Origin of the sequence: Pseudomonas sp. EZ-C24 (assembly GCF_014525325.1) — a bacterium.
Classification (GTDB): Bacteria; Pseudomonadota; Gammaproteobacteria; order Pseudomonadales; family Pseudomonadaceae; genus Aquipseudomonas; species Aquipseudomonas shirazensis.
Map to the genome: position 1 here is coordinate 149,302 of NZ_JACDIU010000013.1, position 26,851 is coordinate 176,152.

Sequence of the window (26,851 nt, forward strand, 5' to 3'; positions counted from 1 at the left end):
CGCAGATTTTTTTGCGTCAGACGATGCGTGGCTTCAATGTCACCCAGTATCGGGTGAAATGCTCGACCTCAAGCTGCAGGGTGTTGGCCACGGCGAGGATGACCTTGTCGGTGTCGGCCAGCGGGAAGGTGCCGGATACACGTAGCCTGGCCAAAGCGGGATCACAGGCCAGATGGCCGCGGCGGTAACGGCTCAGTTCAGCGATGAATTCTGCCAGTGGCTGGTTTTGAGCGACCAGCATGCCCTGGCTCCAGGCAGGGGCGGCGAGCGGTTCAGGTTGCCGGCTGACTACGCCGGTTTCGGCAAAGCTGGCCCGCTCGCCGGCTTGCAGAGTGATCGGCGGCTGCGCCAGCAGGGCAGGGCTGAGCACCAGCGTGCCGCGGTAGACGCTGATCTGAGTAACGCCTGCGCGTTGCCTGACGCTGAACTGCCCCAGTTGCGCTTCAAGCCGGCCCTGAGCGGTGTGTACCGACAGCATGCGCCGGGCGCCGGCGTTGCTACGGGTGATCAGCAGCTCGCCGCGCAGCAGTTGTATCCGCCGCTGGTTCTGTTCGGTGGCGACGTTGACCGCCGTGTCAGTGTTCAATTGCAGCTCAGTGTCATCGGCCAGGCTGATGCGCCGTTGTTCGCCGACCCGGCTGTGATAATCGGCGCTGAAGTCTTGCACCAGCGCTGTGTCCTTCATGTACCAGGAACTGGCGCCGGCGGCCATCAACACGCTCAGTTGCTTGAGCACACTGCGTCGCGACGAGCCTGGGCGCAGCGCCGCCTGGGCCAGACGGCGCTGGCCCGGATTACGCAGGTCGCCCATGCGCTGGGCGAATGCTTCGGCGCGTTGCCAGGCATGTTCATGCATCGGCTGCGCCTGCCTCCAGGCCATCCACGCGGCGAGGGTGGCCGGGCTGACCTCAGGTTCCTGCAACTCGAAATGCCAGTGCATGGCCTGCTCGGCTATTTCCGCGGTAATCGGCGACGTGCTGCTGGTCACGGCAGGTCCAGGCTGTCATCGAGGACGATGCACCGCGCGCTGGCTTTGATGATGTAGCGCTTGATGGTAGTTACCGATAGCTTGAGCCGGTCGGCAATCTCGGCGTGGCCGAGGCCATCGACCTGCGACAGCAGAAACGCCTGGCGCACCGGCCGCTCGAGGCTTTCGAGCATGGCATCGAGGGCGATCAAGGTTTCGAGCAGGATTGCCTGGGTTTCCAGGCTTGGCGCAACCAGCTCGGGCATTGCCGCCAGCGCTTCGAGATAGGCGCGTTCGATTTTCTGCCGGCGGTAATGGTTGCACAGCACGCTCTGCGCCACCTTGGCGAGAAAGGTCCGCGGTGCGTGCAGCGCTGGCAGCTGCTCTTTGGCCAGCAGGCGCATGAAGGTGTCCTGGGCCAGATCCGCTGCGCTGTGCGAGCAACTCAGGCGTTGCCGCAGCCAGCCCGTCAACCAGCTGTGTTGCTGACGGTAGAGCACAGCCACGTTGCACAGGGCAGGTTGGGAGGATGGGAGCATGATCTGCAGGCGCCGATGGGAAGTGTCGCAAACGATAATGCTTATCATATATACGGCTCGGGGCGATGCGCAACAGGTGCGAATCGGTTGGCTATTGCAAAGCTACTGGCCACCGCACGACAATAAGAGTCATTACCACTCGCGAAACGTTCTATTGCCATGTCCGCCAATGATGCGTCCCTGCACACCGCCGTCAATGACCTGTACTGCGAGCATCACGGCTGGCTCAATCGCTGGTTGCGCCAGCGCCTGGGCAATGCTTTCGATGCCGCCGATCTGACCCAGGACACCTTCGTGCGCGTGCTCAAGGCGCGCAGCGCCTTGGAGATCCGCGAGCCGCGGCCGTACTTGTCGAGGATCGCCAACGGTTTGCTGATCGACCTGTTTCGGCGCCGTTCGCTCGAACAGTCCTACCTGCAGGCACTGGCCACCCTGCCTGAAGCGCTGCAGCCGTCTCCGGAAGAGCAGGCGATCATGCTGCAGGCGTTGGTCGAGATCGACCGCTTGCTGCAAGGCCTGGGGCCCAAGGTCAAACAGGTGCTGATCCTGTCGCAGTTCGACGGCCTGAGTTACCCACAGATCGCCGCGCAGTTGGGTATCAGCCTGCGCAGCGTCAACAAGCATATGGCCAAGGCCATGGAGCACTGCTGCTTGATGCAGATCCAGATGCAGCTGGCATGAGCCTGACCCTCGCTGAACGGCAAGCGATCAGCGCCGCAGCGCGCTGGTACGCAGCGCTGCAATCAGGGGTCGCTACCGACGCCGAGCGGGCGGCCTGGAACGCTTGGCTGGTGGCCGATCCTGTTCACCTGCAGGCCTGGCAGCGCATGACTGCCGTTGCCGAGCAGATGGCCAGCGTGCCAGGTGCGGTGGCGGCACCGGCATTGCGTGGCCTCGAGCGCTCGCGCCGACAGGTGCTGCGCAGCGTCATGATCCTGGTGCCTGCTGCGTCACTGGGTTGGCTGAGCTGGCGCAGTGATACGCCGCAGCAGCTGTTTGCCGATTTTCGGACCACGGTTGGTGAGCGTCGCCAGTTTCAGTTGGCGGATGGCAGCAGCCTGTGGCTGAACACCGATTCGGCAGTCAACGTGAGGTACGACGGCAGCCAGCGTCTGCTTGATTTGTTGCAGGGCGAGATTCTGATCAGCACGGCCCCTGACGCTGCGCAGCGGCCGTTCAAAATCCACACCCGTCACGGCGAGGTACTGGCGCTGGGCACGCGCTTCATCGTTCGCACTCACGAGCAGAACGCCGAGGTCGCCGTAATCGAGAAGGCGGTAGAGGTCCGCACGGCCAGCGCTGGCGCAGCCATTCGGGTCGAAGCGGGGCAGCGGCTGGACTTCAATAAACGATCGTCGGGGGCTGTGCAGCGCAGTGATGCCTCCGTGGGCGCCTGGCAGCAGGGCAGCATCATTGCCGTGGAGCGGCCGTTGGCTGAGCTGTTGGCGGATCTGTCGCGTTATCGCCGCGGCGTGCTGCGTTGCGATCCGCAGATTGCCCGGATGAAGGTCTCCGGAGCGTTCCCGGTCGATGACACCGACCTTGCCCTTACCGCACTGGAAAGTGGCCTGTCGCTGCGGGTCACGCGCTTCAGCCGCTACTGGGTGCATGTCTCGGCAGCGGCCGTGGCCCATTGAAAAAAATTCGCAGGCATGTGCACTTTTTACCGACGCCGTTCGGCTCATCCCCCAATACGTTTTATTGAGCAATGTTCAGGGGGAGGGTAGGCATGTCTGCAATGCACAAACGGGGTCGTCTGGCGACCGCAGTCAGGGCTGGTTTGTTGGCCGCAAGCATGGCCAGTGTATGGTCGACGGCAACAGTCGCCGCTCCGGCGCAGGAGCAAGGCGCGGCGCGGGCGTTCGCGATTGGCCCGGGCAGCCTGACCGAGGTACTCGGCCGCTTCGCCAGCGCAGCGGGTGCTGCGATCTCTTTTGATGGCCGGCAAACAGCCGGGCTGCAGTCGCCAGGGCTCAATGGGCAGTTCAGCATTGGCGAAGGTTTTGCGCGGATTCTTGCCGGCAGCGGCCTGCAGGCCGAAGCGCAGGCTGACGGCACCTATGTGCTGCGTGCTGCGCCCGCTACTGGTTCGGCAATGGAGCTGGGCGCCACCACCATCAACGGCCAGTTGCTTGGCGCCACTACCGAGAACAGCGGCTCGTATACTACCGGCGCGGTCACCATCGGCAAGGGTGAGCACTCGCTCAAGGAAACACCGCAGTCGGTCACGGTGATGACCCGCAAGCTGCTCGATGACCAGAATCTCAACACCATCGACCAAGTCATGGAAAAGACTCCGGGCATCACCGTGTATGACTCGACCATGGGTGGAAAATACTTCTACTCTCGCGGTTTCCGCATGTCGGGCCAGTACCAGTACGACGGCGTGCCGCTGGACATGGGCAACCTGTACGTGCAGGCCGACAGCTTTAGCAGTGACATGGCCTATTACGACCGGGTCGAAGTCCTGCGCGGCGCCGCCGGCATGATGAAAGGCGCGGGCGGCACCGCCGGTGGCGTCAACTTTGTGCGCAAGCGTGGCCTGGCCGCTGCCCACACCGATGTCACCCTGTCGGGCGGCAGTTGGGACAATTACCGTGGACAGGTCGACACGGGCGGCCCGCTGAATGCGTCCGGCACGCTTCGCGGCAGGGCGGTGATCGCGCAGCAGAGCCGGCACTACTTCACCGATGACGCCAGCCGCAAGGATCAGGTCTATTACGGCGCACTCGATTTCGATCTCGGCCCTGACACTACCCTGGGCCTCGGTGTCGCCTATGAAGACGTCGACGCCAATCCATGCTGGGGTGGCTTGCCGCGCTATCGCGATCGCAGTGACCTAAAGCTGAGCCGCTCGACCTGCCTGGACCCTTCGTGGAATACCTGGCGCAGCCAACGCACTACCGTATTCAGTGACCTCAAGCACCAGTTCAATGATGACTGGCAGCTCAAGGTCGCCAGCGTCCATTCAAAAAACACCCAGGATATCAAATACGCTTTCGCCTCCGGCGCTGTTACCCCCGGCGTCGACACCACCGGTATGCTCGGCAGCATGTATGACTACGACCAGGTCGACTATGGTCTGGATGCCTATGTCGATGGCAAGTTCGCAGCGTTTGGCCGGCAGCACGAGTTGGTGTTCGGCGCCAATGCGAGCCGCGCCGACAAGGACGACTTCTATTCGGTCGCGTTTCTGCCGCAACGACAGAATGTATTCAACCCTGACAAGAATATCCCTGAGCCGGATGACAGCTACTTCATCGACAATGCGTCGCGCGGTGGCCCGGTCAAATCGGTTACCAAACAGAAAGGCGTGTACTCGACGCTGCGCCTGAAACTGGCCGATCCGCTGACGCTGGTGGTCGGTGGACGGGTCAGTTGGTACAGCTCAGAGACCGATTCGGAGTTCCTCAACGGCGTTGCCCCACAGCATTCGCGCAGCCGCGAGACCGGCCAGGTGACCCCGTTTGCCGGCGTACTGCTGGACCTCAATGACAACCTGACGGCCTACGCCAGCTACTCGGATATCTTCACCCCGCAAGGCAATTACCGCGATGAAGCCGGATCGGCGCTCAAACCGTTGGTAGGCCAGAGTTACGAGTTGGGGATCAAGGGCGCCTGGTTCGACGGTCGCCTCAACAGCGCGTTCAACCTGTTCCGCACCCTCCAAAAGGACCAGGCGCAGACGGATTACTTTTCGTCATGCCCGTCTTCCGACGGCTATTGCTATGTCAACGCCGGTAAGGTTCGTGCGCAGGGTTTCGAGGCTGAAATCAGCGGCGAAGTCATCGAGCGCCTGCAACTGATGGCGGGCTACACCTACACCCAGACCAAGACCCTCGACGACATCGATGCCAGCCTCAACGGCGCAGCGTTCAACAGCTATGTGCCGCGGCATGTACTGCGGATGTGGGGTGAATATGCCTTGGGCGGGGCGCTCGAGCGCTTCACGGTTGGGGCAGGGGTGAATGCGCAAAGTGACAATTTCCGCCTGTCGCCTGCCAGCGGCGAGAAAATCACCCAGGCAGGTTACGTGGTCTGGAATGGACGGATCGGTTACCGCATCGATGACACCTGGTCGCTGGCACTGAACGCCAATAACCTGTTCGACAAGCGTTACTATGCAACCATCGGCACCGAGGCGTTCGGCAACTACTACGGTGAGCCGCGCAACTTCATGGCGTCGGTGAAGGCGAGCTTTTGATCAAGGAGACTGCGTTGATGGATCGGGCCTATTGGCTAGCGCTAGGTGGTCGCGCGGCGCAGGATATTTATGCCTGGTCGGCTTTCGTCGCGGCCACGGAGTTTCTCTGGCAGGACGCTGCGCTGGTCAAGGACAGCGATGCCTGGCAGGCGCTGTGGTTTGAACTTGAGATCGTCAATGCGCTGGCATTGGCCGAGTGGGATGAGCAGGGGCGACCTGGAGACTGGTCGGTGCGCTGGGGTAAGGATTATCAGCAGGATGCGGCTGAGCTGGCGGGGCGGTTGCTAGCGCTGTTGGAGTGATCCGGATTTCGACATGGGGGCTGCGCGGCAGCCCCCAACCATCCAACGGTCTGTTATCAAGGCGCGCCAGTTAGGTGGCGCGAACCGTTCACTCAGCCATCAGCGCAGCCGTTTGCTGGCTGTGCAGCTTTCGCGATGCCTGCAGTGCCACCAGCAGCACTGCACAGGCGGCCCCCAGGGCCAAGGCAAATCCAGCGTGGACACCCGCGCCGTCAACGATTCGTCCGGCACCCGCGGCGCCCATAGCCACGCCAACATTCAGCCCAGCCAGCAGCCAGGTCATGCCCTCGGTCACTTGCTGTTCAGGGACCAACCGCTCGATCAGGGTCATCGCCACAATCATGGTGGGTGCGAAGCACAGGCCCGCCACCAGTACTGCGGCCGCCAGGGCAGGGATGCTGCCCGCAAGCATCAGCGGCAGCGTGGTTACGGCAGTAGCGGCTGCACCGATGAGCAACTGTCGATGCAGCGCAACGTTCGTCTGCAAAACGCCAAACAGCAAGCCGGACGCGCAGGAGCCGAGCGCATATGCGGCCAGGACCACGCTCGCAGCTGCCGGGCGCTGAAGCTGCTCGGCGAATGCCACGCTGGCGATATCGACGGTGCCGACAATGATGCCCATGCACACCATCAACAGCGTCAGCAGACGCACGCTGCCGAGGCGGATGACCGAGCATGATGGTGTAGCCAGATTATCGGCAGCAGCAACGCCTGGCTCGGTAGCACGTTGAAGCAGCAGCGCAGTCACGCCAAGCGCCAATACGCTTGCGCTCACCAACAGCGCAGCTTCTGGAAACACCGCCACAGACAAGCCGACCGCAAGCGGTGGCCCGAGGATGAACGTCACTTCGTCAAAGACCGTTTCCAGCGAATACGCCGTTTGCAGGCAGGGCTGGCCGCGATACAGGGCGGTCCAGCGGGCCCGCACCATTGCCGACATGCTTGGCATGAACCCCGCGAGCAAGGCTGCAATGAACAAGCACCAGTTCGGCGCCTGCCACCTGGCGCTGGCGGCCAGCATCAACAGGCCGACCACGCTGATTGCGGTCGCGACCGGCAACACGCGGCGTTGCCCATGCAGATCAACCAGGCGCGATAGCTGCGGCGAGAGCAGGGCGTAGGTCAGCACAAAGGTCGCCGAGACCAGGCCTGCCAGGGCATAACTGCCGTAGAGCTGGGATAACAGGGTGATGATGCCGATACCGGTCATTGGCAGAGGCAGCCGCGCCAGCAGGCCTGCGGCGGTAAAAGCAGTGCTGCCAGGTGCGGTGAACAGTGCTCGATAGGTGGGGGCCATGGGGATCTCCTGAAATGCCGACTTGCATGTGCATTGCCCATGCAGGGAAAATACATACGCTGTGTATGAAAGCGATCGTATATTCATACGCTGCGTATGTAAATCATCATTCAGGCCGTAGCCAGGAGAACGCAGATGGTTCGTCGCACCCGTGTCGAGATGGAAGAAACCCGCGCAGCCTTGCTCGCCACCGCGCGCAAGGTGTTCACCGAGCGTGGCTATGCCGACACTTCAATGGATGACCTGACCGCCCAGGCGGGCTTTACCCGCGGCGCGCTCTATCACCACTTTGGTGACAAGAAAGGGCTGCTGGCGGCGGTAGTCGAGCAGGTCGACAGCGAGGTGGACGCACGGCTGCAGGCCATTTCTGATTCCGCTGAGAACCCCTGGGAAGGCTTCAGCGGTCGCTGCCAGGCCTATCTGCAGATGGCCCTCGAGCCGGAAATCCAGCGCCTGTTGCTGCGTGATGCCCGGGCGGTGCTGGGCCCTGCCTCGGCCGAGGCGCAGCGCCACTGTGTCGAGTCGATGAAGGGGTTGATCGATGAACTGATGGCGCAAGGGGTAGTAGCCGAGACCGACTCGGAAGCATTGGCATCGTTGATCTATGGCAGCTTGTCAGAGGCAGCGTTCTGGATCGCAGAGGGTGTGCAGGCAACTGCTCGGCTGGAGCGTGCGACGGCCGCGCTGGAGCTGCTGCTGCGTGGGCTGCTTATCAAACCTTATAACCCTCTGTAATCACCTGAAAGTGCTCTAGGATACAAATGGCTGACCGGCCAGGAACGGCGGAGTCATCTATGGCAGCGGCTTTGCGCTGCCAGTGTGATCCAGCCTTCACTGTCTCTGGCTGCGCGCGCCTGGGCTGAAAAGTGCCCAGGCATGCAGTAAAGGGTTCGCGGGCTGAGTGCGAGATCACCCTCAGTGCCAAAGCCCCAACAGGATAGTCGCGCCAATCACCGTCGCAGCGCCGCCAATCCGGGTTGAAATCTGCGCAAACGGCATCAGTGACATGCGGTTGCAGGCTGACAGGATAGCCACATCACCGGTACCGCCCAGGCCGCTGTGGCAGCTAGTGACAATGGCCGATTCGATGGGGTACATCTTGAGCAGATTGCCTACCAGGAAGCCGGCAACTGCCATCGACACCACCACCGCAATGCACACCATCACGTAGCCGACCGAGAATACGCTGGCAACGCTCTCAAGTGGCACATAGAGCATGCCCAGGCCGATCATGGTCGGCCAGATAAAGACCGTGGATACCAGTTTGTAAAAACGCTTGCTGCCCTTTTCCAGGCGATCAGGCAGTACCCGCATGTATTTGAACAGGACGGCTACCACGATCATCATCACCGGGCCTGGGATGTGCACCAGTTTCTCCAGCAAACCGCCGAGGACGAAGAACGAGCAGATCAGCAGAACGCCGGCACCCATGTAACGGAAGTCTATTGATTGATCTTCTTCGTCATCGATCTTGAACTTGTCGTTCTCTTCCTTGGCGCGGATCAACATGCCATTGCCGCTCAAGTGCGGTTTACGGGTAGCCAGTCGGGCGAGCACACCTGCGCAGATGATCGCAACGATATTGCCGATCACGGCGGCGGGTACCAGCTGCGCGACGAATTGCTCAGGGGTGCCACCAAGGATATGTGCGTAGGCCAGGGACAGCGGCAGGATACCCTCACCGATACCGCCGCCAATGATCGGCACGATGATGAAGAACAGGGTGTGGTGGACGCTATAGCCGAATGCCACGCCGACCAGGATGCCCGCCGCAATTGCCGCAGCCGTGCCGGCAACCAGCGGTATGAACATTCGCATCATGCCTTGTACAAGGATTGTGCGGTTCATACCGAGGATGCTGCCAACAACCAGGCTGGCAATCACGAAATAGAGGAAGTTGGCATCTTTCATCAACACCTTGGTGGCGTCGATCGTGCTGCTGCCGAAGAAGCCGTGATACACCAGCACAGAGGGCAGTAGCAGGCACAGGATTGCGCCGCCGCCAATGTCTCTGAGAATGGGCAGGCGTTGGCCGATCTGGCCTAACAGCATGCCCAGGGTCATGATCACGGCCAGGCCGCCGATCATGCTCTTGGGTAACAGTCCGAAGTGTGCCGACATGAACACGATCAGTGCGATGCCCAGAAAATAAGGAAACGGGATTACCCCGATTTCGTATTCCATGAGCGCGCTGAAGCGGCTTTTTTTAGTCGAAGCAAGGGTAGCGGAGGTCATGCTGAAGTCCTCGATTATTGTTGTGTGAGGAAAAGCCAATGGCCTCGGTCCACGGTTTTCCGAAGCGTGAGGCATGCTATCCTTTAACGAATCGTGGAAAAATAAGGATTTCATAAAGGCTATGAACACGATTCATGAAGAAGCCCCGCTTCCGGAAGACCTTCGGGTCTTCCTTACGGTCATTCGCAAATCCAGCTTCGCGGGTGCTGCGGCCGAGCTGCAGCAGTCACCCGCCTATGTCAGCAAGCGCATCAAAATTCTCGAGGACACGCTCGGCACCAAGCTCATCCATCGTTCAACGCGCCGTTTGACGCTGACGGATGCGGGTATCCGTACGCAGCAGTGGGCGACCAGAATCCTCAACGACATCGACGATTTCGTGGGTGAACTGAGCCAGGTGCGCAAGGCGCCCAGGGGGCTCTTGCACATCTGCAGCAGCTTTGGATTTGGCAGAAATTACGTAGCGCCAGCGCTTGCCGAACTAGCAGTGGCGTACCCGGATCTGGAGGTTCGTTTTGATGTTTTCGACCGTGTCGTCGACATTGTCAGCGAAGGCTTCGATCTGGAAATCCGCGTTGGCGACGACATCCCTGGGCAGCACATCAGCCGCCAGCTAGTGGCCAATCGGCGGATTATCTGCGCGACGCCGGAGTACTTGCGGCAACGGGGTACGCCAACCAGCATCGAAGATCTGGCCGGGCATGATTGCCTGGTGCTCAAAGAACGCAACAACAGTTTTGGCGTCTGGCATTTGCGCAATGGCCAGAGAGAAGTAGCGGTGCGGGTCAGCGGCCAGCTGTCGTCGAATAACGGCGAGATCGTCTTGCAATGGGCGCTGAAGCATCGTGGGCTGCTGTTGCGTTCGATGTGGGACGTCAAGCCGCTACTTGAACAAGGCCAGCTTGTTCAAGTGCTGCATGACTACAGTCAGAGTGCCAACGTCTGGGCGGTATATCCGACGCGATTGGCCGAGTCGGGAAAGCTCAGGGCCTGCGTCGAGTTTCTGCAAGCGTGGTTCAGTCGACTCAGAGCCGACTGAATCCGCCTGCCTGTGGCAATGGCGCAACCGCTGGCTCAAGCCAGCCAGGGATTGCGCGCGAGGTGACGCGACTCGAAGTCACAGATCTGACCGTGCCGTTGCAGGGTCGTACCAATGGCATCCAGCCCCAACAGCAGCGCTTGTTTGCGTAACGCGTCGATGTTGAATGCAATGGCGCGGCCATCCACCAGGAGGATGTGCTGAGCCTCCAGATCGATGGCGATGCAGGCACTGCCGCGTTCGCCGACGACTTGTCCGAGCTCCTTCAGTTCAGCCGGTGAGAGCTGAATGGTCAGTACACCATTGCGCTGGCAGTTGTCGTAGAAAATACCGGCGAAGGTAGTCCCGATAAGCGCACGTACGCCGAGCTGCTTCAACCCCCAAACAGCATGTTCACGGCTTGAACCACAGCCGAAGTTCGGGCCGACCACGAGAAACGCTGAGGTATTCCAGGGCTCCTGATTCAGTACAAAGTCCGGGTTGGGCGTGCCGTCGGCAAGAAAGCGCAGGTCGAAGAACACGCCCTTGTCCAGCCCGCTGCGGTCGATGCCTTTCAAGAACTGCTTGGGCATGATTACGTCGGTGTCGACGTTGGCTGCCAGCATCGGCGCTGCGCAGCCTTCTACATAGGTGAACGATTGCATGCTCATGCCTCCAGTACCAACGCACGTACATCGACCAGGTGACCGGTGACCGCCGCAGCGGCAACCATTGCGGGGCTCATCAGGTGGGTGCGCGCGCCAGCGCCCTGACGGCCCTCGAAGTTGCGGTTGGTGCTCGAGGCGCAACGATCACCCGGGTTGAGAACATCGTCGTTCATGGCCAGGCACATCGAGCAGCCTGATTGACGCCATTCGAAGCCGGCATCGCGGAAAATGTCCGCCAGACCTTCAGTTTCGGCCTGATCACGCACCAGCGTTGAGCCGGGCACGATCATTGCGCGAACGCCATCGGCAACCTTGCGGCCTTTGACCACGCGCGCCGCGTCGCGCAGGTCTTCGATACGCGCGTTGGTGCAGGAGCCTATGAACGCATGGCTGATGGTGATGCCTTGCAGGGCAGTGCCCGGCTGCAAGTCCATGTAACGCAGGGCCCGCTGCAGGTCCTGGCGCAAGATCAGATCAGATTGCTGCATTGGATCAGGCACCAGGTCGGTAATGGAAGCCGCCTGATCAGGGCTGGTGCCCCACGTGACCATCGGTTGCAGGTTGTCGACATGCATCTGGATTTCCTTGTCGAAGCTCGCCCCCGCATCTGAATACAGTGATTGCCATTGCTCGACCGCAGCCTGCCACTGGGCCCCTTGCGGTACCCGCGGCTTGTCCTTCAGGTAGGCAAAGACGTTCTCGTCAGGCGCCATGAACGCCCCGCGAGCGCCCGCTTCGACGGCCATGTTGCAGATGGTCATGCGTGCTTCCACGCTCAATGCGTTGATGGCCGGTCCGGCGAATTCAATAGCGTAACCGGTAGCACCAGCTGCGCCGATCTGGCGGATGAGTTCCATGATGATGTCCTTGGACACCAGCCCTGGGCCAGGGACGCCTTCAACTGTGACGCGCATGCTCTTCAAGCGTTTGTAGACCAGGGTCTGGGTGGCTAGCAGGTGTTCGATTTCGGAAGTACCTATGCCGAAGCCAAACGCCCCCAGTGCGCCGTAGGTAGTCGTGTGGCTGTCGCCGGCTGCGACAACCATGCCTGGAAGGATATAGCCTTGCTCAGGCGCGACCACGTGCTCGATGCCTTGGCGCTTGTCGAGGACGTCGAACAGTTCCAGGCCAAAATCACGGCAGTTCTGTTCGAAGTAGCTGACCTGCAGTGCACCGCCGGCGTCGGGCATCTGCGCGGTGCGGTGCGGCGCAGTCGGGTTGACATGGTCTACAACGCATAAGGTTGCAGAGGGCCGCCAGACTTTTCTGCCTGCTTCGCGAAGCCCGCTGAAGGCTTGTGGGCTGGTGTATTCGTTGGCGACCTGCCGATCAATGTAGAGAAGCACATGACCTTGGTCGTCCAGCTCGCACACAGTGTGCGAGTCGATATGCTTCTGATAAAGCGTTCTTGGGCTGCTCATCGCACGTACGTACCTTTGTTGTTATTCCGCCCTTAGGCATCACGGTCGCTGCACTGCAGCGTTGATTACAGAATAACTACGCGACCACGAGCATCAACCCGACATCAGTGGAGTCTGGATTCACACTTCGTGCATAAGTGTTTGATCCGCTTCGTGCTATCAGGCTGGCTCGATGACGGGTGTCAGGAAAGGGGCAGGGGGGCGAAATCAGCTGTCATCATGAATATGCCTAAAGCTGCTGTGAAATCGTTTCAATATTCCGCAAGGGGTAAATGACCTAGAATTTTCTCCACACAGAGACGCGATTGATCTTGAGGTTGAAGTTGCCCATCACGGCAAACGCAACGGACGCATTCAGTCTCATCTCGCCGCACAGGACGACAGTTAGCGATGAATAACCAGTTTGCCTTTACCCTGAAAAGTCTTCGTTTCGACGAACACTATCAACCCTGCGAAAAGACCCGCATTACCACCAACTTCGCCAATCTGGCGCGCGGCAGTAATCGCCGGGAGAACCTGCGCAACACCCTGCAGATGATCGACAACCGCTTCAATGCCTTGGCCCATTGGGACAACCCGACAGCGGATCGCTACAGCGTCGAACTGGACATCATCTCGGTTGAAATGGACCTCGGTGCACCTGACGGCGCGCGCGGCCTGCCGTTGATCGAGATATTGAAAGCGACCGTAGTGGATCGCGTCACCGGCGAGCGTACCCAGGGCATGGTGGGCAACAACTTCTCCTCCTACGTGCGCGATTACGACTTCAGTGTGCTGTTGTTGCAGCACAACAAAGGCGCGTCCGAGTTTGCCGTTCCGGAAAACTTCGGCGAGCTGCACGGCAAGCTGTTCCAGCACTTCGTCACGTCCAGCGCCTACCGCGAGCACTTCGCCAAGCCCCCGGTTATCTGCCTGAGCGTTTCCACCAGCAGGACGTATCAGCGCACCGACAATCACCACCCGGTGCTGGGTATCGAGTATCGCCAGGATGACTACTCGCTGACCGATGAATACTTCAAACAGATGGGCTTGAAGGTGCGTTACTTTATGCCGCCCAACAGCGTTGCGCCGCTGGCGTTTTATTTCTCGGGTGATCTGCTGGCCGATTACACAACGCTTGAGCTGGTCAGCACCATCAGCACGATGGACACCTTCCAGAAGATCTATCGTCCCGAGATCTACAACGCCAATTCCGCGGCGGGCAAGTCGTACCGGCCAAGCCTGCAACATGAAGATTATTCATTGACGCGCATCGTCTATGACCGCGATGAGCGCAGCCGGCTGGCGCAAGAGCAGGGCCAGTTCGTCGCCGAACACTTCATCAAACCTCACCGCGCTGTTCTCGAACAGTGGGCCGCCAACTACGCGGTTTGAGCCGTTAACAAAGCAAGGTTATCTACCGTGAAAAAACTGCTACCCACTTCGACTGCCGGCAGCCTGCCGAAACCCTCCTGGCTGGCCCAGCCCGAAACACTCTGGTCGCCCTGGAAACTGCAAGGCGATGAACTGACTGAGGGTAAACAGGATGCGCTGCGTCTGTCGTTGCAAGCGCAGCAACAGGCGGGCATCGATATCGTCAGTGACGGTGAGCAAACCCGTCAGCACTTCGTCACCACGTTCATCGAGCATTTGAGCGGGGTTGATTTCGAAAAGCGCGAAACTGTCAGGATCCGTGACCGTTACGATGCCAGCGTGCCAACCGTTGTAGGCGCTGTTGCGCGGACAAGACCGGTGTTTGTCGAAGACGCCAGGTACCTGCGCCAGCTGACCGATCAGCCGATCAAGTGGGCACTGCCGGGCCCCATGACCATGATCGATACGCTTTACGACAGCCATTACAAAAGCCGTGAAAAGCTGGCGTGGGAATTTGCCAAGATCCTCAACCAGGAAGCCAGGGAACTGGAAGCGGCCGGCGTCGATATCATTCAGTTCGACGAACCGGCCTTCAACGTATTCTTCGACGAAGTCAACGACTGGGGCGTTGCTGCCCTGGAGCGGGCAGTCGAAGGCCTGAAGTGCGAAACCGCGGTGCATATCTGCTACGGCTACGGCATCCAGGCCAACACCGACTGGAAGAAGACCCTCGGCTCGGAATGGCGTCAGTACGAAGAGGCGTTTCCGAAACTGCAGAAGTCCAGCATCGACATCATTTCGCTCGAATGCCACAACTCCCATGTGCCAATGGACCTGATCGAGCTGATCCGTGGCAAGAAGGTAATGGTCGGCGCGATCGATGTGGCGAACCACACCATCGAAACGCCCGAGGAGGTGGCCAACACCTTGCGCAAAGCGCTGCAGTTCGTCGATGCCGACAAGCTGTTCCCGTGCACCAACTGTGGCATGGCGCCGTTGCCCCGGCAGGTTGCCCAGGGCAAGCTGAGCGCGCTGAGTGCGGGTGCAGAGATCGTTCGCCGAGAGCTCTGAAGCCCCTGCCGGGCCAGTGGCGGGTCTGGTCTACAGATCCGCCAGCGCACCTTTGTACAGTACCGGCCCGGTCGGTTGACCGGTCGGCGAGCCGCCTTTGGGTTCAAGGCTGATCGCCAACACCACGGCCTTGCCGAGCAATCGGCTCTGGGCCTGATCAAGCTTGAGCGTGCTGCGGCCAGTCGCGGCGATCACCCCGAGCGAGACCGGCTTGCTGCCCGCGGCGATCGCCCAGAGTTGCAGGCTGTGCGCCGGGGTAATTGCAGTCAGTGCCAGCGCTTCGATGTGCAACTGGTCTGCACCAGCGTCAATCCGGAACACAGCCTGCGCAGTGTCACTGCGCAGGGTGGCGCGGTAGCGGCTGTCGTCGAGGTTGTGGATCACGCCAAACACCACGGCCACCGCCAGCGCACAAGCCACCACGCCGATACGCAGCCCGTTCCACCACCTGCGTTTAGCCGGTTCAGTGACCGGCTGCGGTTCGATGCGTGCCCTGATCCGCTGCCAGACATGCTCGGCAACGGGCGACTCTGGGATAGTCTCGGTCATGCTGGCCAGGCAGGTTTGCCACTGGGTAAGCTCTGCACGCAGCGCCTTGTCTTCAAGCAACAGCCGTTCAAAGCGCCGCTGCGCCAGCGCCGGCATCAAACCGACGGCGTAGTCGCCAGCCAAGGCACGGCGCAGGGCAGGGGTTTGATAGTTCATGATTCAAGGCACCTGCGCAGGCGCTCCATACCGCGGCGGATCCACGACTTGACCGAGCCCAATGGAGCCTTGAGGTGGACGGCGAGTTCGGCACAGGACAAACCCTGGAAATACGCGACGGCGATCGACTGGCGTTGCATGCCTTCAAGCGTGTCCAGGCAGCGGTTCAGCGCGCTAGCCTCGCGGGCAGTGCTCAATTGCTCATGCGCGGAAGGACCTTGATCCTCCAGCAGCTGCGCTTCGACATCGCTCAGCGAGCGTTCACGTTGCTTGCGCAGGTGATCCACGGCCTGATTGCGAGTGATGTTGATCATCCAGGTCATTGGCGCGGAAATGTGCACCTGGTAGCGGGAGGCGTTATGCCAGATGCGCACGAAACTCTCCTGCAGCACATCTTCAGCCAGATCGCCGCGCCCCATGAAACGCAGGGCAATCCCGTGCAAGCGCGGGCTTACACTGCGATAGAGCGTTTCGAAGGCGCGCCGGTCGCCCAGCGCAGTGGATGCCAGGAGCTGCGCCAACTGGTCACTTTCGGCGATTGAGATAGCTGTTCTCCAGGCAATCGGGTTGAGTGATGCGAGGCTTCGATTGCAGTCAGAGAATAGTGTAGGAAATGGGGACGGGCCATTCACTGAGCGGCGCCTGGCCAATACCGCCGCACCCCGTCCGATGGGCGCGGCGGCAGGGCTCAGCCTTTAGGCATCAGGACCTTGTCGATTACCTGGATCACGCCGTTGGACTGGTACACGTCGTAGGTGGTGATGTCGGCCATGCCACCCTTTTCATCCTTGAGGGTGATGTTGTGCGGCCCGTTCATCATCGCCCACAACTTGCCGCCCGCCACGGTGGTCAGTTCGGCTTTGCCGCCGCCCGCCTTGATCTTGGCGGCAAGGGCAGCCATGTCGAGCTTGCCGGCAACGACGTGATAGGTGAGCAGTTTGCTCAAGCTGGCCTTGTTTTCCGGTTTCAGCAGCGTGTCGACAGTGCCCGCAGGCAATGCCGCGAAGGCTGAGTTGACCGGCGCGAATACGGTGAACGGGCCTTTGCCTTTGAGGGTGTCGACCAGCCCGGCCGCTTTCACTGCGGCGACCAACGTAGTGTGATCTGCAGAGTTCACTGCGTTGTCGATGATGTCCTTGCTCGGCAACATGCTCTGGCCGCCCACCATGACGCTGTCCTGGTTCATGCTCGCCGCTTGCGCGGTACTGATGGTGAAATTACCGGCGAAGGCGAGCGTCAGCAGGCTGGCGACCAGCTGCGTTTTCAATGCAGTGCGTTTCATGGTGGTGATCCTTGCAGGAAGTATCGGCCAGGAAGGTCTGTCCGTGCTTGATATACGCGGTGGGTGGCGGGTTGGATGCAGTGGGGCAAGTTTTATTTTCAGGGCGGGACAAGTGTGTCGCTTGGCGCTGGTGAAATGCCGCTGATCGGCTCGGCCCGATTCGATCAGCGTGGTTCTTACAGTTCCAGGTCCAATAGCGCCTGAATGGTTTGTCGGCGTCTGATCAGACGAATATCGCCATCCTCGATCAGCACTTCGGGTAACAACGGCCGACTGTTGTAGTTCGACGACATGGAGGCGCCGTAGGCCCCTGCGTCGTGGATCACCAGCAGGTCGCCGACACAGGCCTGGGGCAACAACTGCGCCGCCAGCCCGTGCTCGTCCTGGGTGAAAACATCGCCCGACTCGCACAGCGGGCCAGCCACCTGAGTCAGTTGCAATGGCCGCTCGACTGGATTGCCGTTGGCATCAAGCACTGTCATCCGGTGATAACTGCCATACAGCGCCGGGCGCAGCAAATCGTTGAAGCCGGCGTCGACCATGATGAAGCGGTTGCCGCCCATCTGCTTGACCGCACGCACCTCGGTCACCAGGTAGCCCGACTCGGCAAGCAAGAACCGCCCCGGCTCGATCTCCATGCGCACGCCATGGCCAAGCATTGTTTCGATCTGGCTTTTCGCCGCTGCCCAGGTCCGGGCATAGCGCTGGATGTCGACCGGAGTGTCGCCGTCCCGGTACGGTACCGATAACCCGCCGCCGATGGAGAACGCCTCGATATCCATGTCCAGCCGGCCGACCAATGCGACCATCGCCTGGGCAACCTGCTCCAGGTGCGCATAATCCACACCTGAGCCGATGTGCATGTGCACGCCCACCAGGTGCAGGCCGTGGGCGCGGATGCAGTCGAGGGCCTCGCCGAGTTGCTCGTGCCAAATGCCATGCTTGCTGTTTTCGCCGCCGGTGTTGGTCTTGCGGCTGTGGCCGTGGCCGAAGCCCGGGTTGATCCGCAGCCACACCCGGTGCCCGGGGGAGCATTCGCCCAGCTGTCGGAGCATGTCGATCGAGCCCGCATTGACCTCGATGCCCGCTTCGACCACCCGCGCCAGCGTGGCGCGATCCAGCACATCGCTGGTCAGTACCAGCTCTGCTGGCTGCCGATCGAGCGTGGCGCCTGCAGCCAGGGCCCGTTCGATTTCGCCCAGTGATACCGCATCCAGGGCCAGGCCTCGCGCGCGCATCAGGCGCAGGATATGCAGATTCGGGTTGGCTTTCTGCGCATAGCGAACCAGATCGAAGCCTTGCAACTGGTCGATCCTGGCGTTGATGGTGTTTGCGTCGTAGGCCCAAAACGGCAAGCCATGGCGGTGAACTGCGCTGGCCAGCAAGTGGAAGGGGGTGGATTCAGGCATGGGGTAATCCTTGTACGGGAGGGGCCCAAGGTTGCGGTAAGCGACGTATTTATAAAAATAGCTTTTTATGTGTCAGCAATTCATATCTGATATGGCAATTCTGCTGCGTCGGTGCCGCTGTGAAGCTTACATTTCGTCATATCGAGATCTTTCGGGCCATCATGTCAGCCGGCAGCGTGACCGGGGCTGCACGCCTGCTGTTCACCTCGCAGCCTACCGTCAGCCGTGAACTGGCGAGGTTCGAACAACTGGTGGGGTTGAGCCTGTTTGACCGCGAAGCAGGACGCTTGAAGCCTACTGCGCAGGCGTTGCTGCTGCTGGAGGAAGTGGAGCGGTCGTACATCGCTCTGGAGCGTATCGATCGCTGCGCCCAGGCCATTCGCAACTTTGAGCAGGGCAGGTTGGCGATCACTTGCCTGCCACTGTTTTCGCAGACGTTACTGCCAGAGGTGTGCCAAAGCTTTCATCAACACTACCCCGGCGTGAGCGTGCGGATCGAAGCGCAAGAGTCGCCACTGCTGGAAGAGTCTCTGATTGCACAACAGCATGACCTTGGGCTCACCGAGGTCGAGCAAACGCCACACGGGACCGTCGCTGAGTTGTTGTTCAGCGCAAGCATGGTCTGCCTATTGCCGGATCAGCACCCGTTGCTCGACAAGCGCCAGCTTGAGCTCAGTGACTTTCACCAGGTTGATTTCATCAACCTCTCCAGCCTGGATACCTATCGCCAGCAGCTGGATCAGCATTTCAGCGCGGCAGGCGTCAACCGGCGCACCGTCATCGAGACGACCAATGCCGCCTCGGTATGCGCGATGGTCAGGCAAGGGCTGGGCGTGGCAGTCATCAATCCGCTAAGTGGCCTGGACGCTGCGCGCAGTGGCCTGTCGATACGCAGGCTGAGTGTCTGCGTACCCTACAAGGTGATGTTGGTTCGCCCAGACCACCGCCCCGGCTCGGCGGCGGTCGATCGTTTCTGCCAGACGCTGCGGGCGCAAGCTCGCAAGCTGAGTGATGCCTTGGCTACGGGGCTGTAAATTCACTTTGCCCGTTCCGAGCGCAGCAGCAGGGCCGCGACTGCGCAGGCGGTAAGCGCCAGGCACGACACATAGAATGCATCGCTGTAGGCCATCAGGTAGGCCTCGCGGCGGATCGTCCCGGCCAGCCCTTCGAGCAGCTGTTGCTGCTGCAGCAGCCAGCTCTGCATCGGTTGGCCGATACGCTCCTGCAGGGCGGGCGAGAACAGCGTGACGTGCTCATGCAAGCGCTCGCTATGCAGCCGTTCTCGGCTGGCGACGATCTGCGTCAACCCCGCCGTACCGATGGCCCCGCCGAGGTTGCGCAGCATGGAAAACACCGCCGAGGCTGAGCCGGCCTGGCGCTTGTCCAGGCCAGCGACGGCCAGCACCGACAACGCCACCATGATGAACGGCTGACCAATGCCGCGCACCACGGTCGAGGGAATGATCACGTTGTTGCCGGCATCGGCGCTCAGCCACGCGCCCAACCAGCAGCCCAGTGCCATGATCAAAAAGCCGCTGGCGACCATGAACTTGGCACTGGTCCAGCCCATCAGGCGGGGCATCAGTGGCGCCAGCAGCAGTTGCACCACGCCGTAGGCAATCAGCGCCACGCCGACCTGATGGGCGCTGAAACCCTGCAGCTGCGACAGATAGTTGGGCACCAGAAAGACCAGGCCAAAGGTAGCCGCGCCAAAGATGAACATCGCCGCGCTGGCCACGCCGAAGTTGTAGTGGCCGAGCAGGCGCAGATTGATGAAGGCACGTGAGCCAAACAGCTGGGTCGCCACGAACAGCACCAGCGCAACGGCGGCAATCAGGCTGAGGCCGGCAATCAACGGCGAGCTGAACCAGTCGAGGCGGCCGCCTTCTTCCAGCACGATCTGCAGCCCGCCCAGGCCGATGACCATGGCGGCGATGCCCAGCCAGTCGCCTTGGCGCAGGCGCGCCAGCTGCATCGGTTTGGCTTCGATCGACCAGGCGATGGCGAGCAGCAAGGCAATACCCGGCACCAGTTGCAGGTAGAAGATCCAGCGCCACGAAAAGGCGTCGGTGAGCCAGCCGCCCAGCGACGGGCCCGCGGCTTGGGCGACGCTGTTGGCCAGGCTGAACAGGGCCATGCCCATGGCCATCTTGCGCGCCGGTAGCTCGGTGATGATCAGCTGGAACGACAGCGGAATCAGCACCGCGCCAGCCGCGCCCTGAATGACCCGGATGAAAATCATCGTCTCCAGATTGGGTGCCGCCGAGCAGGCTACCGAGGCGAGCAGAAAGATAAACGAACCGGTCCACATCACTCGGCGCAGGGAGAACACTTTGACCAGCCAGGCGGTCAGCGGGATCATCACGATTTCTGCGACCAGATAGGCCGTGGATATCCATGAGCCTTCTTCAAAGCTGGCCCCCAGTGAACCCCGAATCTCGGGCAGCGCCGCGCTGGTGACGTGTACGTTCATGCCGGCCATGAAGCAGCCGAACAGCCCCGCCAGCACTGCCACCCAGGCACGCAACGATACCGGTTGCTCAGTGCTCATCGGTGCTTGCCCCCGGGCGCGTGTCGACCCGTGTCACAACCGACATGCCGGGCAGGATCGGCAGATCCGGCAACGGTTGATCGAGCAGGATGCGTACCGGGAAGCGCTGCACGATCTTGGTGAAGTTGCCGGTAGCGTTATCGGACGGGAGCAGCGCGAAGACATTGCCGGAGGCCGGCGACAAGCTCGCTACATGCCCTTGCAGGTCGTGGTCGGGAAAGCTGTCGACCGCGATGCGTACCGGCTGGCCGGGGCGCATGTGCTCCAGCTGGGTTTCCTTGTAGTTGGCCACGACGTAGGCCTGCTGCCACGGCACCACTGCCAGCAGCGGCTGGCCTGGCACTACATATTGCCCGGCACGAACTCGGCGTTGGCCGACCACCCCGGCGATCGGGGCGCGAATCACGGTGTCTTGTTGATCCTGTTCGGCCAGCCGTTGTTGGGCTTGCGCGCGGGAAAGGGTCGCTTGGCACTGCTGGAGTTTGGCATCGACCTGCGCGGCGCGCAGTTTGGCCATGTTCAGTTGCGCTTGCTGTTGCTGCAGTGCGGCCTGGGCGACTTGCTCGCCCGCTTGCGCCTGGCTGGCCTGGCTGGTGGCGGTTTCCAGCCGTTGCGCGGTGGCGGCGTGGTCACGCACCAGTTCGCGATAACGCTGGACATCGAGCTGGCTGCGGCGCGCTTCGGCCTTGGCGCTGCGCAGGGCGGCCTGCGCCTGGAGGATGGCCTGGCCTTGCAGGGTGATCCGCTCGGCCGCCAGTTGCTGGCTGGCAGCGGCTGCGAGCAGTGCCGCCTGCGCCTGGGCAACACCGGCTTTTGCCTGATCAAGGCGGGCGCTGTAGTCGCGATCGTGCAGGCGCACCAGCACGTCTCCGGCCTTGACCGGTTGGTCGTCTTCGACTTCAACAGCCGCCACATTGCCCGCCACGCGCGAACTCAGCGCCACCCAGTCAGCCTTGATGTAGGCGTCATCGGTGCTCTGCAGATAGCGGCCCGTGGCCCACCAATAACTGGCCAGCGCCACCAGCGCGACCACGGTCACGGCGAGCGCTAGCGTCAGCACCAGGCGCCGCCGGGTTGTGGTTTTACTGCGCTGCTCGGCAGCGTTGGGCACGGTGGGTTGTACGGCACTGTTCATGGTTGGGTTCCGGTTTTACTGATGGGTGCCTGCCAGCGGCCGCCGAGGGCGCGCAACAGGTTGATCTGGGCCTGGGCGAGACGACCTTGGGCGTCGACCTGGCGAGCGCGCAGGCGTATCAGCTCGCGTTCGCTGTCGAGCAACGCCAGGCCGTCGAGGGCGCCGGCGCGGTAATTGAAGTCGGCCAGTGCATGCGCACGTTGACCGTGCTCCAGCGCAGCGGTGACGGCCAGCAGGCTTCGCCGCTCACCGTCGAAGCGAGCGAGGGCCTGGCGCACATCCTTCAATGCGGCCAGCGCGACGCCTTGGTAATGAGCCCGTTGGGCCTGCTGCAAGGCTTCGGCCTTGCGCACTCGGGCGCGGTTGGCGCGCACGTTGGGGAACTGCCAGGTGATCAGCGGGCCTATGCCGAACATCACCGCGCGGCTATCGCCGAGGTGACCGAGGTGTTGGTCGGCAGCCGTCAGCGAAGCGCCAAAGCTGACCTTGGGGTAAAGGTCGGCGGTGACGATCTCGACGCCCAGCCCGGCGGCGCGCAGCTCACGCTCGGCCTGGCGCACATCCGGGCGGCGTTCGAGCAACTGCCAGCCATCGCCTAGCGGCAGCGCAGCCGCCAGCGTGGGCGGGCTGTCGCAGGTTATGGCCTCTGCCGGCGCAGCCTGGCCACTGAGCATGTTCAGCTCGTACAGGGCCATCTGCCGGTGCGCTTCGAGCAACGGTAATTCGGCGCGCAGCTGCTCTCGCAGTGCGAGCAGGCGCTCGCGGTCCAGCTCGGTGGCGATGCCCGCTTGCTGCTGGCGTTGGCTGAGTTGCACGCTGCGCTCAAGGCTGCGCAGGGATTGCCTGGCCTGGTTCAGACGGGCGCTGTAGGTGCAGTGCTGGACATAGGCACGGCTGGTTTGAGTGACGACATTCAGGCGCACCAGGTCCAGTGCTGCGGCGCTGGCGTCGGCCTGCACCGCGGCGCGCTCGATGGCAGCGCGTACCTGCCCCCAGATATCGACCTGATAGGCCAGCTCGATGCCCGGATTGAGTTGCCACTGCGCCGAGGCGTGGCTGTCGGTGGCTTTGGCCAGGGTCTGATCATCAGCAGTTTTACCGTAAGTGGCTGCCAGGCCAAGTGCAGTGGCGGGCCAGCGTTGGGCGTCGAACTCGGCAATGCCCGCCAGCATCGCCTGTACGTTGGCTTCGGCCTGGGCCAGGTCCTGATTGCGCGCCAGGGCGCGCTGTACCCAGCGGTCAAGCTGCGGATCATTGAACAGCCGCCACCAGTCCTCGGGCAGGGCCTGCCTGCTGGTACCGATGGGCACGCTGGCCAGGGCATCAATCTGCAAGGGGGGCGGCGCGGGCACAGGTTGCCGGGTGCAGGCAGTCAGCGCACAGAGCATGGCCAAGGCAAACCGGGTAGGGCGGGGGGAGGATTGGCGTAAAGGCATCACAAATGTCGCATCAGGGGCTGTGATGCGAGGTTACTCAGCGCACCCGCTGCGCCGCTGCCGCAAGCGCGCCAACCATGCGTGCAAACGGGACAACCTGCTGGCTAGTCGCTGCTGCCCAGCAGGCGCAACTGCCAATCGCTCGGCGCCTGACCGAGCGTGCGCTTGAACATGGCCGCAAAGGCGCTGGCGCTTTCGTAACCGTGCTCCAGCGCCACCGTCAGGATCGGCTTGCCCTCGGCGAGCTTCTGCTGGCTAAGCATGACCCGCGCGCGAGTCCGCCATTCGCCATAGGACATGCCCACTTCCCGCTGAAACAACCGCGCCACGCTGCGGGCACTGAGGTTGAGCTGAGTGCCGCATTGCTCCAGGGTGAGGTCTTGGGCCGGGTCGTCGAGAAAGCGCTCGCACCACGCTCGCAGCCGCGCATGCTGCGGCATGGCTACGAAGGCATCGAGGTGGGCCGCGTTGGCCAGTTCGTGTTTGATCAGAGCGCGGATGTGTTCGCCGTCCTGCCGGTCGGGCAGGCGTGACGCGGCCAGGATCAATTCGCGCAGCAATCCGGAAACGACGATCACCTGACAGCGGTCGATGTGCGCTTCAAGCAGCAGCGTGCGCATGCGCACCTGGCCTTGCATGGCGATCGCGTGGTCGACCCCGGCCGGTACCCACAGGGCATGCCCGCCGGGGATGACGTAGTTACCGCCGTCACTGCTGACACGCATGATGCCGCTGGCGGCGTAGATCAGCTGGTCTTCGCCGTGGCAGTGATGGGCAACGTGCTCGCCGTGTTGATAATCCCTTCCCAGCGTTTGCATGGATCGCTCCGTTTGACCGGATCTGATTATACCGTTGGCTGGTGGTGGTTTATTGCAACATGTTTCTTTAGGGGGATTTATTCTGCCTGAATTTTGCTTTTATAGAGCGTTTATCGGTTGCCCATTGCTTTTTATCGCAATCAGCGTGCGCTTGTTCCTGCTTGCGGTTGCAGCTATTTCACTGCCAGCAAGGTGTAACACATCGGCACCTGCAGCTCGTTGCTCTCATAAACGTCATAGAGCTCTTCGCGGTTCGAGTGCGGGTATTCGGTGAACGCCTGCAGTTGCAGCGACGCTTGCAGCACAGCGGTGACGATGTCGCTCATGCGGTGGATGTGCCAATACGACGTCACCCCATTCGCCTCACCCTGGCCCTCATAAACAATGGCCTTATCCTCAACCACAGGCTCGGTCTGGAAGTAGCTGCCGCTGATGCGCCAGGGGTCGTTGGACTCAGGTTCGAGCATTTCCAGGAACGGGTGAGTTTCGTAAATTGCCAGCGTCCCGCCCGGCTTCAGCGTGCTGGCGGCGTGGCGGAAGAACGCGGATAGATCGGGCATCCAGTTGAGCACGCCGATGGTGATCAGCACCACATCGAAGCGCCCGTTCATCGAGGCTGGTAGCTGGTGGATGTCGGCCTCGATGAACTCGACAGCGTGGGGCGACCTTGCGGCGAGTTCATGGGCTTGCTGCAGGAATGCGGCGGACTGATCGACGCCGACCACATGCTCGGCGCCTAGCGCATACAGCGAGAGCGCTTCGCGGCCATTGTTGCAGCCCAACTGCAGTACCTGTTTGCCGCGAAGGTCTACTTGCTTGAGCAGCGCCGTGAGTGTCGGGTCCAGGCAGGAGAACTGCGCATGGGCAACCTCCGTCAACAAGCTCTGCCAGGTGGCACCGTTGCGATGCGCATCGGCAGAGGCGTTCCAGGCATCGCGGTTGCTTTCGATCATTTGCTCGAACGAAGGCATATTCGGTTTCACTCCATGAGAGTGCCGGTGATCAGGCCGGCTGGTTGCTCAGTGAGCACGGTAGTGAGGCGTAACGCAAGTTACAAACCCACCGAGCAGCGAGTACTTCGGCTTTCAAATCTAGCAGGGCTGTGCCGCCAGGTGGTTGCTGACCTTGCGGCCCAGCACCAGCACCGTCATGAAGCCGCAGGCGACCAAAGCAGTTGCCAGGCTGAGCAACGCTGCCGTACCCAGCTGATCGACGATCTGCCCACCAAAGAACGAGCCTAGCGCAATGATCACCTGGAACATCGCCACGAACAGCGGCATGCCGCGTTCGACGTCCTTGGGTGCAACGATGAACATCCAGATGCTGGCGCAGGCCGGGAACGCACCGAAGGCGAAGCCCCACAGCGCAATCAAGATGGCCGCGCCGGTCATGCCGGTGGCGAAGTGGGGGAACAGTGCAGTGCTGATACCGATCATTACAGCCACCAGCATCAAGGTATGACGCACGCTGCGGTTGGCGGCAAAGCCGGCGAAGATATTGCCCAGCACTCCAGCCACGCCGTACAGCAACAGCAGCGAGCCAATGGTCGGCCCGTCGAAGCCGGCATTCTGTTTGAAGAACGGCGCCACGTAGGTGTATGCCGCAAAGTGCGCCAGGCCAATCAGCAACACGGCAATCAGGCCAATCCGCGCCTGCGGATTGATGAACAACGCCGGCAGGTCACTGACGCGGATGGCCTTTTCCGGATTGAGCCGCGGTAGCAAAAGTACCTGCGCCAGCAGCACCGGAATGCCCACCAGTGCGGTCACCAGGAAGGTCATGCGCCAGCCCATCAGCCCGCTCAGCCAGGTACCGACCGGCACGCCGAGCACGGTGGCCAGGGTTACGCCGACCATGATGATCGAGGTCGCCTGTGCCACGCCGACACCCTTGGGCGCGAGGCGGCCACTCAGGGCAATCGCGGTGGCCCAAAAGCCACCGATACTGATGCCCAGCAGCACGCGGCCGAACAGCAGCAGGCTGAAGTCGCTGGCGTAAGCCACCACTGCGTTGGCGATGATCATGATCAGGGTCAGGCCGATCAGCAGGTAACGGCGGTCCATAGTGCCAATGCCGACTGACAGCAGCGGGGCAGCGAGGGCCGCCATGATGCCCGGCACGGTGACCATCAGCCCGGCGTGGCCGGCGCTGATGCCCAAGTCGCGGGCGACGTCGTTGAGCACGCCCACTGGCAGAAACTCGCTGGTAACCAGGGCAAATGCGCCCACAGCGACCGAGAGGATCGCCAGCCACTGCTGTGCGACGCTTTGTTGATTGTGTTCAGGGAGGCCGCTAGGGGCCTGGCTGGCGCTTGGCATGAGGCTAGTTTCCAAGGATGAGGTCGCCTTGAGCAGGCGGGAGAGGGCGGATTGGCGGGCATTATAGAAGTCGCCTGCGGCAAGCGGGCAGGCGTGCGGTTCGATAGTAATCATCAGTGGTA

At 61.6% G+C, this 26,851-nt stretch carries 25 protein-coding genes; 9 read left to right on the forward strand and 16 right to left on the reverse strand.

Annotation, left to right across the window (positions count from 1 at the left end; translation table 11 throughout):
- Window positions 1-16: 16 nt before the first annotated feature.
- Window positions 17-988, reverse strand: a complete 972-nt coding sequence (locus IDM28_RS08840) for a FecR domain-containing protein (RefSeq protein ID WP_316936995.1) — start codon at window positions 986-988, stop codon at window positions 17-19.
- Window positions 985-1,506, reverse strand: coding sequence for a sigma-70 family RNA polymerase sigma factor (locus IDM28_RS08845; protein ID WP_101322988.1), 522 nt, complete (start codon window positions 1,504-1,506; stop codon window positions 985-987). The genes IDM28_RS08840 and IDM28_RS08845 overlap by 4 nt, the downstream gene beginning before the upstream one ends.
- A 159-nt stretch (window positions 1,507-1,665) precedes the next feature.
- Here IDM28_RS08845 and IDM28_RS08850 point away from each other — a divergent pair, with 159 nt between their 5' ends.
- The 4 genes from IDM28_RS08850 to IDM28_RS08865 all read left to right on the forward strand — a co-directional run bounded on the left by IDM28_RS08850 (window position 1,666) and on the right by IDM28_RS08865 (window position 6,012).
- Window positions 1,666-2,187: a sigma-70 family RNA polymerase sigma factor gene (locus tag IDM28_RS08850; RefSeq protein WP_150569557.1), complete on the forward strand. Its 522-nt coding sequence runs from the start codon at window positions 1,666-1,668 to the stop codon at window positions 2,185-2,187.
- On the forward strand, window positions 2,184-3,143 hold the full coding sequence (locus tag IDM28_RS08855; RefSeq protein WP_150569556.1) for a FecR domain-containing protein: 960 nt from the start codon (window positions 2,184-2,186) through the stop codon (window positions 3,141-3,143). Before IDM28_RS08850 ends, IDM28_RS08855 begins: the two co-directional genes overlap by 4 nt.
- Before the next feature lie 92 nt (window positions 3,144-3,235).
- The gene (locus tag IDM28_RS08860; RefSeq protein ID WP_188035731.1) at window positions 3,236-5,710 is read left to right on the forward strand and encodes a TonB-dependent siderophore receptor; all 2,475 of its coding nucleotides are present in this window, start codon (window positions 3,236-3,238) and stop codon (window positions 5,708-5,710) included.
- A gap of 14 nt (window positions 5,711-5,724) precedes the next feature.
- The gene (locus IDM28_RS08865; protein WP_375139959.1) at window positions 5,725-6,012 is read left to right on the forward strand and encodes a hypothetical protein; all 288 of its coding nucleotides are present in this window, start codon (window positions 5,725-5,727) and stop codon (window positions 6,010-6,012) included.
- A gap of 88 nt (window positions 6,013-6,100) precedes the next feature.
- Here the strand turns inward: IDM28_RS08865 and IDM28_RS08870 are convergent, their stop codons facing one another.
- Window positions 6,101-7,309 carry an MFS transporter gene (locus IDM28_RS08870; protein ID WP_188035732.1) on the reverse strand — a complete coding sequence of 403 codons (1,209 nt, stop codon included), beginning with the start codon at window positions 7,307-7,309 and terminating at the stop codon, window positions 6,101-6,103.
- A gap of 135 nt (window positions 7,310-7,444) precedes the next feature.
- On the opposite strand from IDM28_RS08870, the gene IDM28_RS08875 reads away from it, so the two are divergent.
- Window positions 7,445-8,044, forward strand: a complete 600-nt coding sequence (locus IDM28_RS08875) for a TetR/AcrR family transcriptional regulator (RefSeq protein WP_188035733.1) — start codon at window positions 7,445-7,447, stop codon at window positions 8,042-8,044.
- 180 nt (window positions 8,045-8,224) lie between these two features.
- Here IDM28_RS08875 and IDM28_RS08880 read toward each other — a convergent pair whose 3' ends face one another.
- A complete protein-coding gene (locus IDM28_RS08880; RefSeq protein ID WP_188035734.1) occupies window positions 8,225-9,544 on the reverse strand; it encodes a 2-hydroxycarboxylate transporter family protein in 1,320 nt (439 codons plus the stop codon).
- Between the two features lie 121 nt (window positions 9,545-9,665).
- Here IDM28_RS08880 and IDM28_RS08885 point away from each other — a divergent pair, with 121 nt between their 5' ends.
- Window positions 9,666-10,583, forward strand: coding sequence for a LysR substrate-binding domain-containing protein (locus tag IDM28_RS08885; RefSeq protein WP_188035735.1), 918 nt, complete (start codon window positions 9,666-9,668; stop codon window positions 10,581-10,583).
- Between the two features lie 35 nt (window positions 10,584-10,618).
- Here the strand turns inward: IDM28_RS08885 and leuD are convergent, their stop codons facing one another.
- Both leuD and leuC read right to left on the reverse strand, forming a co-directional pair.
- Window positions 10,619-11,233, reverse strand: a complete 615-nt coding sequence (gene leuD / locus IDM28_RS08890; RefSeq protein WP_188035736.1) for a 3-isopropylmalate dehydratase small subunit — start codon at window positions 11,231-11,233, stop codon at window positions 10,619-10,621.
- A complete protein-coding gene (gene leuC / locus IDM28_RS08895) occupies window positions 11,230-12,651 on the reverse strand; it encodes a 3-isopropylmalate dehydratase large subunit (protein ID WP_188035737.1) in 1,422 nt (473 codons plus the stop codon). Before leuC ends, leuD begins: the two co-directional genes overlap by 4 nt.
- Before the next feature lie 390 nt (window positions 12,652-13,041).
- On the opposite strand from leuC, the gene IDM28_RS08900 reads away from it, so the two are divergent.
- Together IDM28_RS08900 and IDM28_RS08905 are read left to right on the forward strand one after the other, a co-directional pair.
- Window positions 13,042-14,025, forward strand: coding sequence for a DUF1852 domain-containing protein (locus tag IDM28_RS08900; RefSeq protein WP_188035738.1), 984 nt, complete (start codon window positions 13,042-13,044; stop codon window positions 14,023-14,025).
- 27 nt (window positions 14,026-14,052) lie between these two features.
- Window positions 14,053-15,075 carry a methionine synthase gene (locus tag IDM28_RS08905; protein WP_150569550.1) on the forward strand — a complete coding sequence of 341 codons (1,023 nt, stop codon included), beginning with the start codon at window positions 14,053-14,055 and terminating at the stop codon, window positions 15,073-15,075.
- A 30-nt stretch (window positions 15,076-15,105) separates the two neighbouring features.
- Here the strand turns inward: IDM28_RS08905 and IDM28_RS08910 are convergent, their stop codons facing one another.
- From IDM28_RS08910 to lysA, 4 genes are all read right to left on the reverse strand, one after another.
- Window positions 15,106-15,780 carry an anti-sigma factor domain-containing protein gene (locus IDM28_RS08910; RefSeq protein WP_188035739.1) on the reverse strand — a complete coding sequence of 225 codons (675 nt, stop codon included), beginning with the start codon at window positions 15,778-15,780 and terminating at the stop codon, window positions 15,106-15,108.
- Window positions 15,777-16,343, reverse strand: a complete 567-nt coding sequence (locus IDM28_RS08915; protein ID WP_224786382.1) for a sigma-70 family RNA polymerase sigma factor — start codon at window positions 16,341-16,343, stop codon at window positions 15,777-15,779. Before IDM28_RS08915 ends, IDM28_RS08910 begins: the two co-directional genes overlap by 4 nt.
- A gap of 125 nt (window positions 16,344-16,468) precedes the next feature.
- Complete coding sequence (locus IDM28_RS08920; RefSeq protein WP_188035740.1) at window positions 16,469-17,062, reverse strand: fasciclin domain-containing protein; 594 nt, start codon at window positions 17,060-17,062, stop codon at window positions 16,469-16,471.
- Window positions 17,063-17,238: 176 nt separating this feature from the next.
- Window positions 17,239-18,471, reverse strand: coding sequence for a diaminopimelate decarboxylase (lysA, locus tag IDM28_RS08925; RefSeq protein WP_188035741.1), 1,233 nt, complete (start codon window positions 18,469-18,471; stop codon window positions 17,239-17,241).
- 119 nt (window positions 18,472-18,590) lie between these two features.
- Here lysA and IDM28_RS08930 point away from each other — a divergent pair, with 119 nt between their 5' ends.
- Complete coding sequence (locus IDM28_RS08930; RefSeq protein ID WP_150572986.1) at window positions 18,591-19,505, forward strand: LysR family transcriptional regulator; 915 nt, start codon at window positions 18,591-18,593, stop codon at window positions 19,503-19,505.
- A gap of 2 nt (window positions 19,506-19,507) precedes the next feature.
- Here the strand turns inward: IDM28_RS08930 and IDM28_RS08935 are convergent, their stop codons facing one another.
- The 6 genes from IDM28_RS08935 to IDM28_RS08960 form a co-directional block, all read right to left on the reverse strand.
- On the reverse strand, window positions 19,508-21,022 hold the full coding sequence (locus IDM28_RS08935) for an MDR family MFS transporter (RefSeq protein WP_188035742.1): 1,515 nt from the start codon (window positions 21,020-21,022) through the stop codon (window positions 19,508-19,510).
- The gene (locus tag IDM28_RS08940) at window positions 21,012-22,157 is read right to left on the reverse strand and encodes an HlyD family secretion protein (RefSeq protein WP_188035743.1); all 1,146 of its coding nucleotides are present in this window, start codon (window positions 22,155-22,157) and stop codon (window positions 21,012-21,014) included. The genes IDM28_RS08935 and IDM28_RS08940 overlap by 11 nt, the downstream gene beginning before the upstream one ends.
- A complete protein-coding gene (locus IDM28_RS08945) occupies window positions 22,154-23,593 on the reverse strand; it encodes an efflux transporter outer membrane subunit (RefSeq protein ID WP_188035744.1) in 1,440 nt (479 codons plus the stop codon). Before IDM28_RS08945 ends, IDM28_RS08940 begins: the two co-directional genes overlap by 4 nt.
- A 104-nt stretch (window positions 23,594-23,697) precedes the next feature.
- Window positions 23,698-24,411 (reverse strand): AraC family transcriptional regulator, encoded by a 714-nt coding sequence (locus IDM28_RS08950; protein WP_150569541.1) that lies wholly within the window; start codon window positions 24,409-24,411, stop codon window positions 23,698-23,700.
- A gap of 173 nt (window positions 24,412-24,584) precedes the next feature.
- Window positions 24,585-25,382 carry a class I SAM-dependent methyltransferase gene (locus tag IDM28_RS08955; protein ID WP_150569540.1) on the reverse strand — a complete coding sequence of 266 codons (798 nt, stop codon included), beginning with the start codon at window positions 25,380-25,382 and terminating at the stop codon, window positions 24,585-24,587.
- A gap of 120 nt (window positions 25,383-25,502) precedes the next feature.
- On the reverse strand, window positions 25,503-26,729 hold the full coding sequence (locus IDM28_RS08960; RefSeq protein ID WP_181108430.1) for an MFS transporter: 1,227 nt from the start codon (window positions 26,727-26,729) through the stop codon (window positions 25,503-25,505).
- Between the last annotated feature and the right edge of the window lie 122 nt (window positions 26,730-26,851).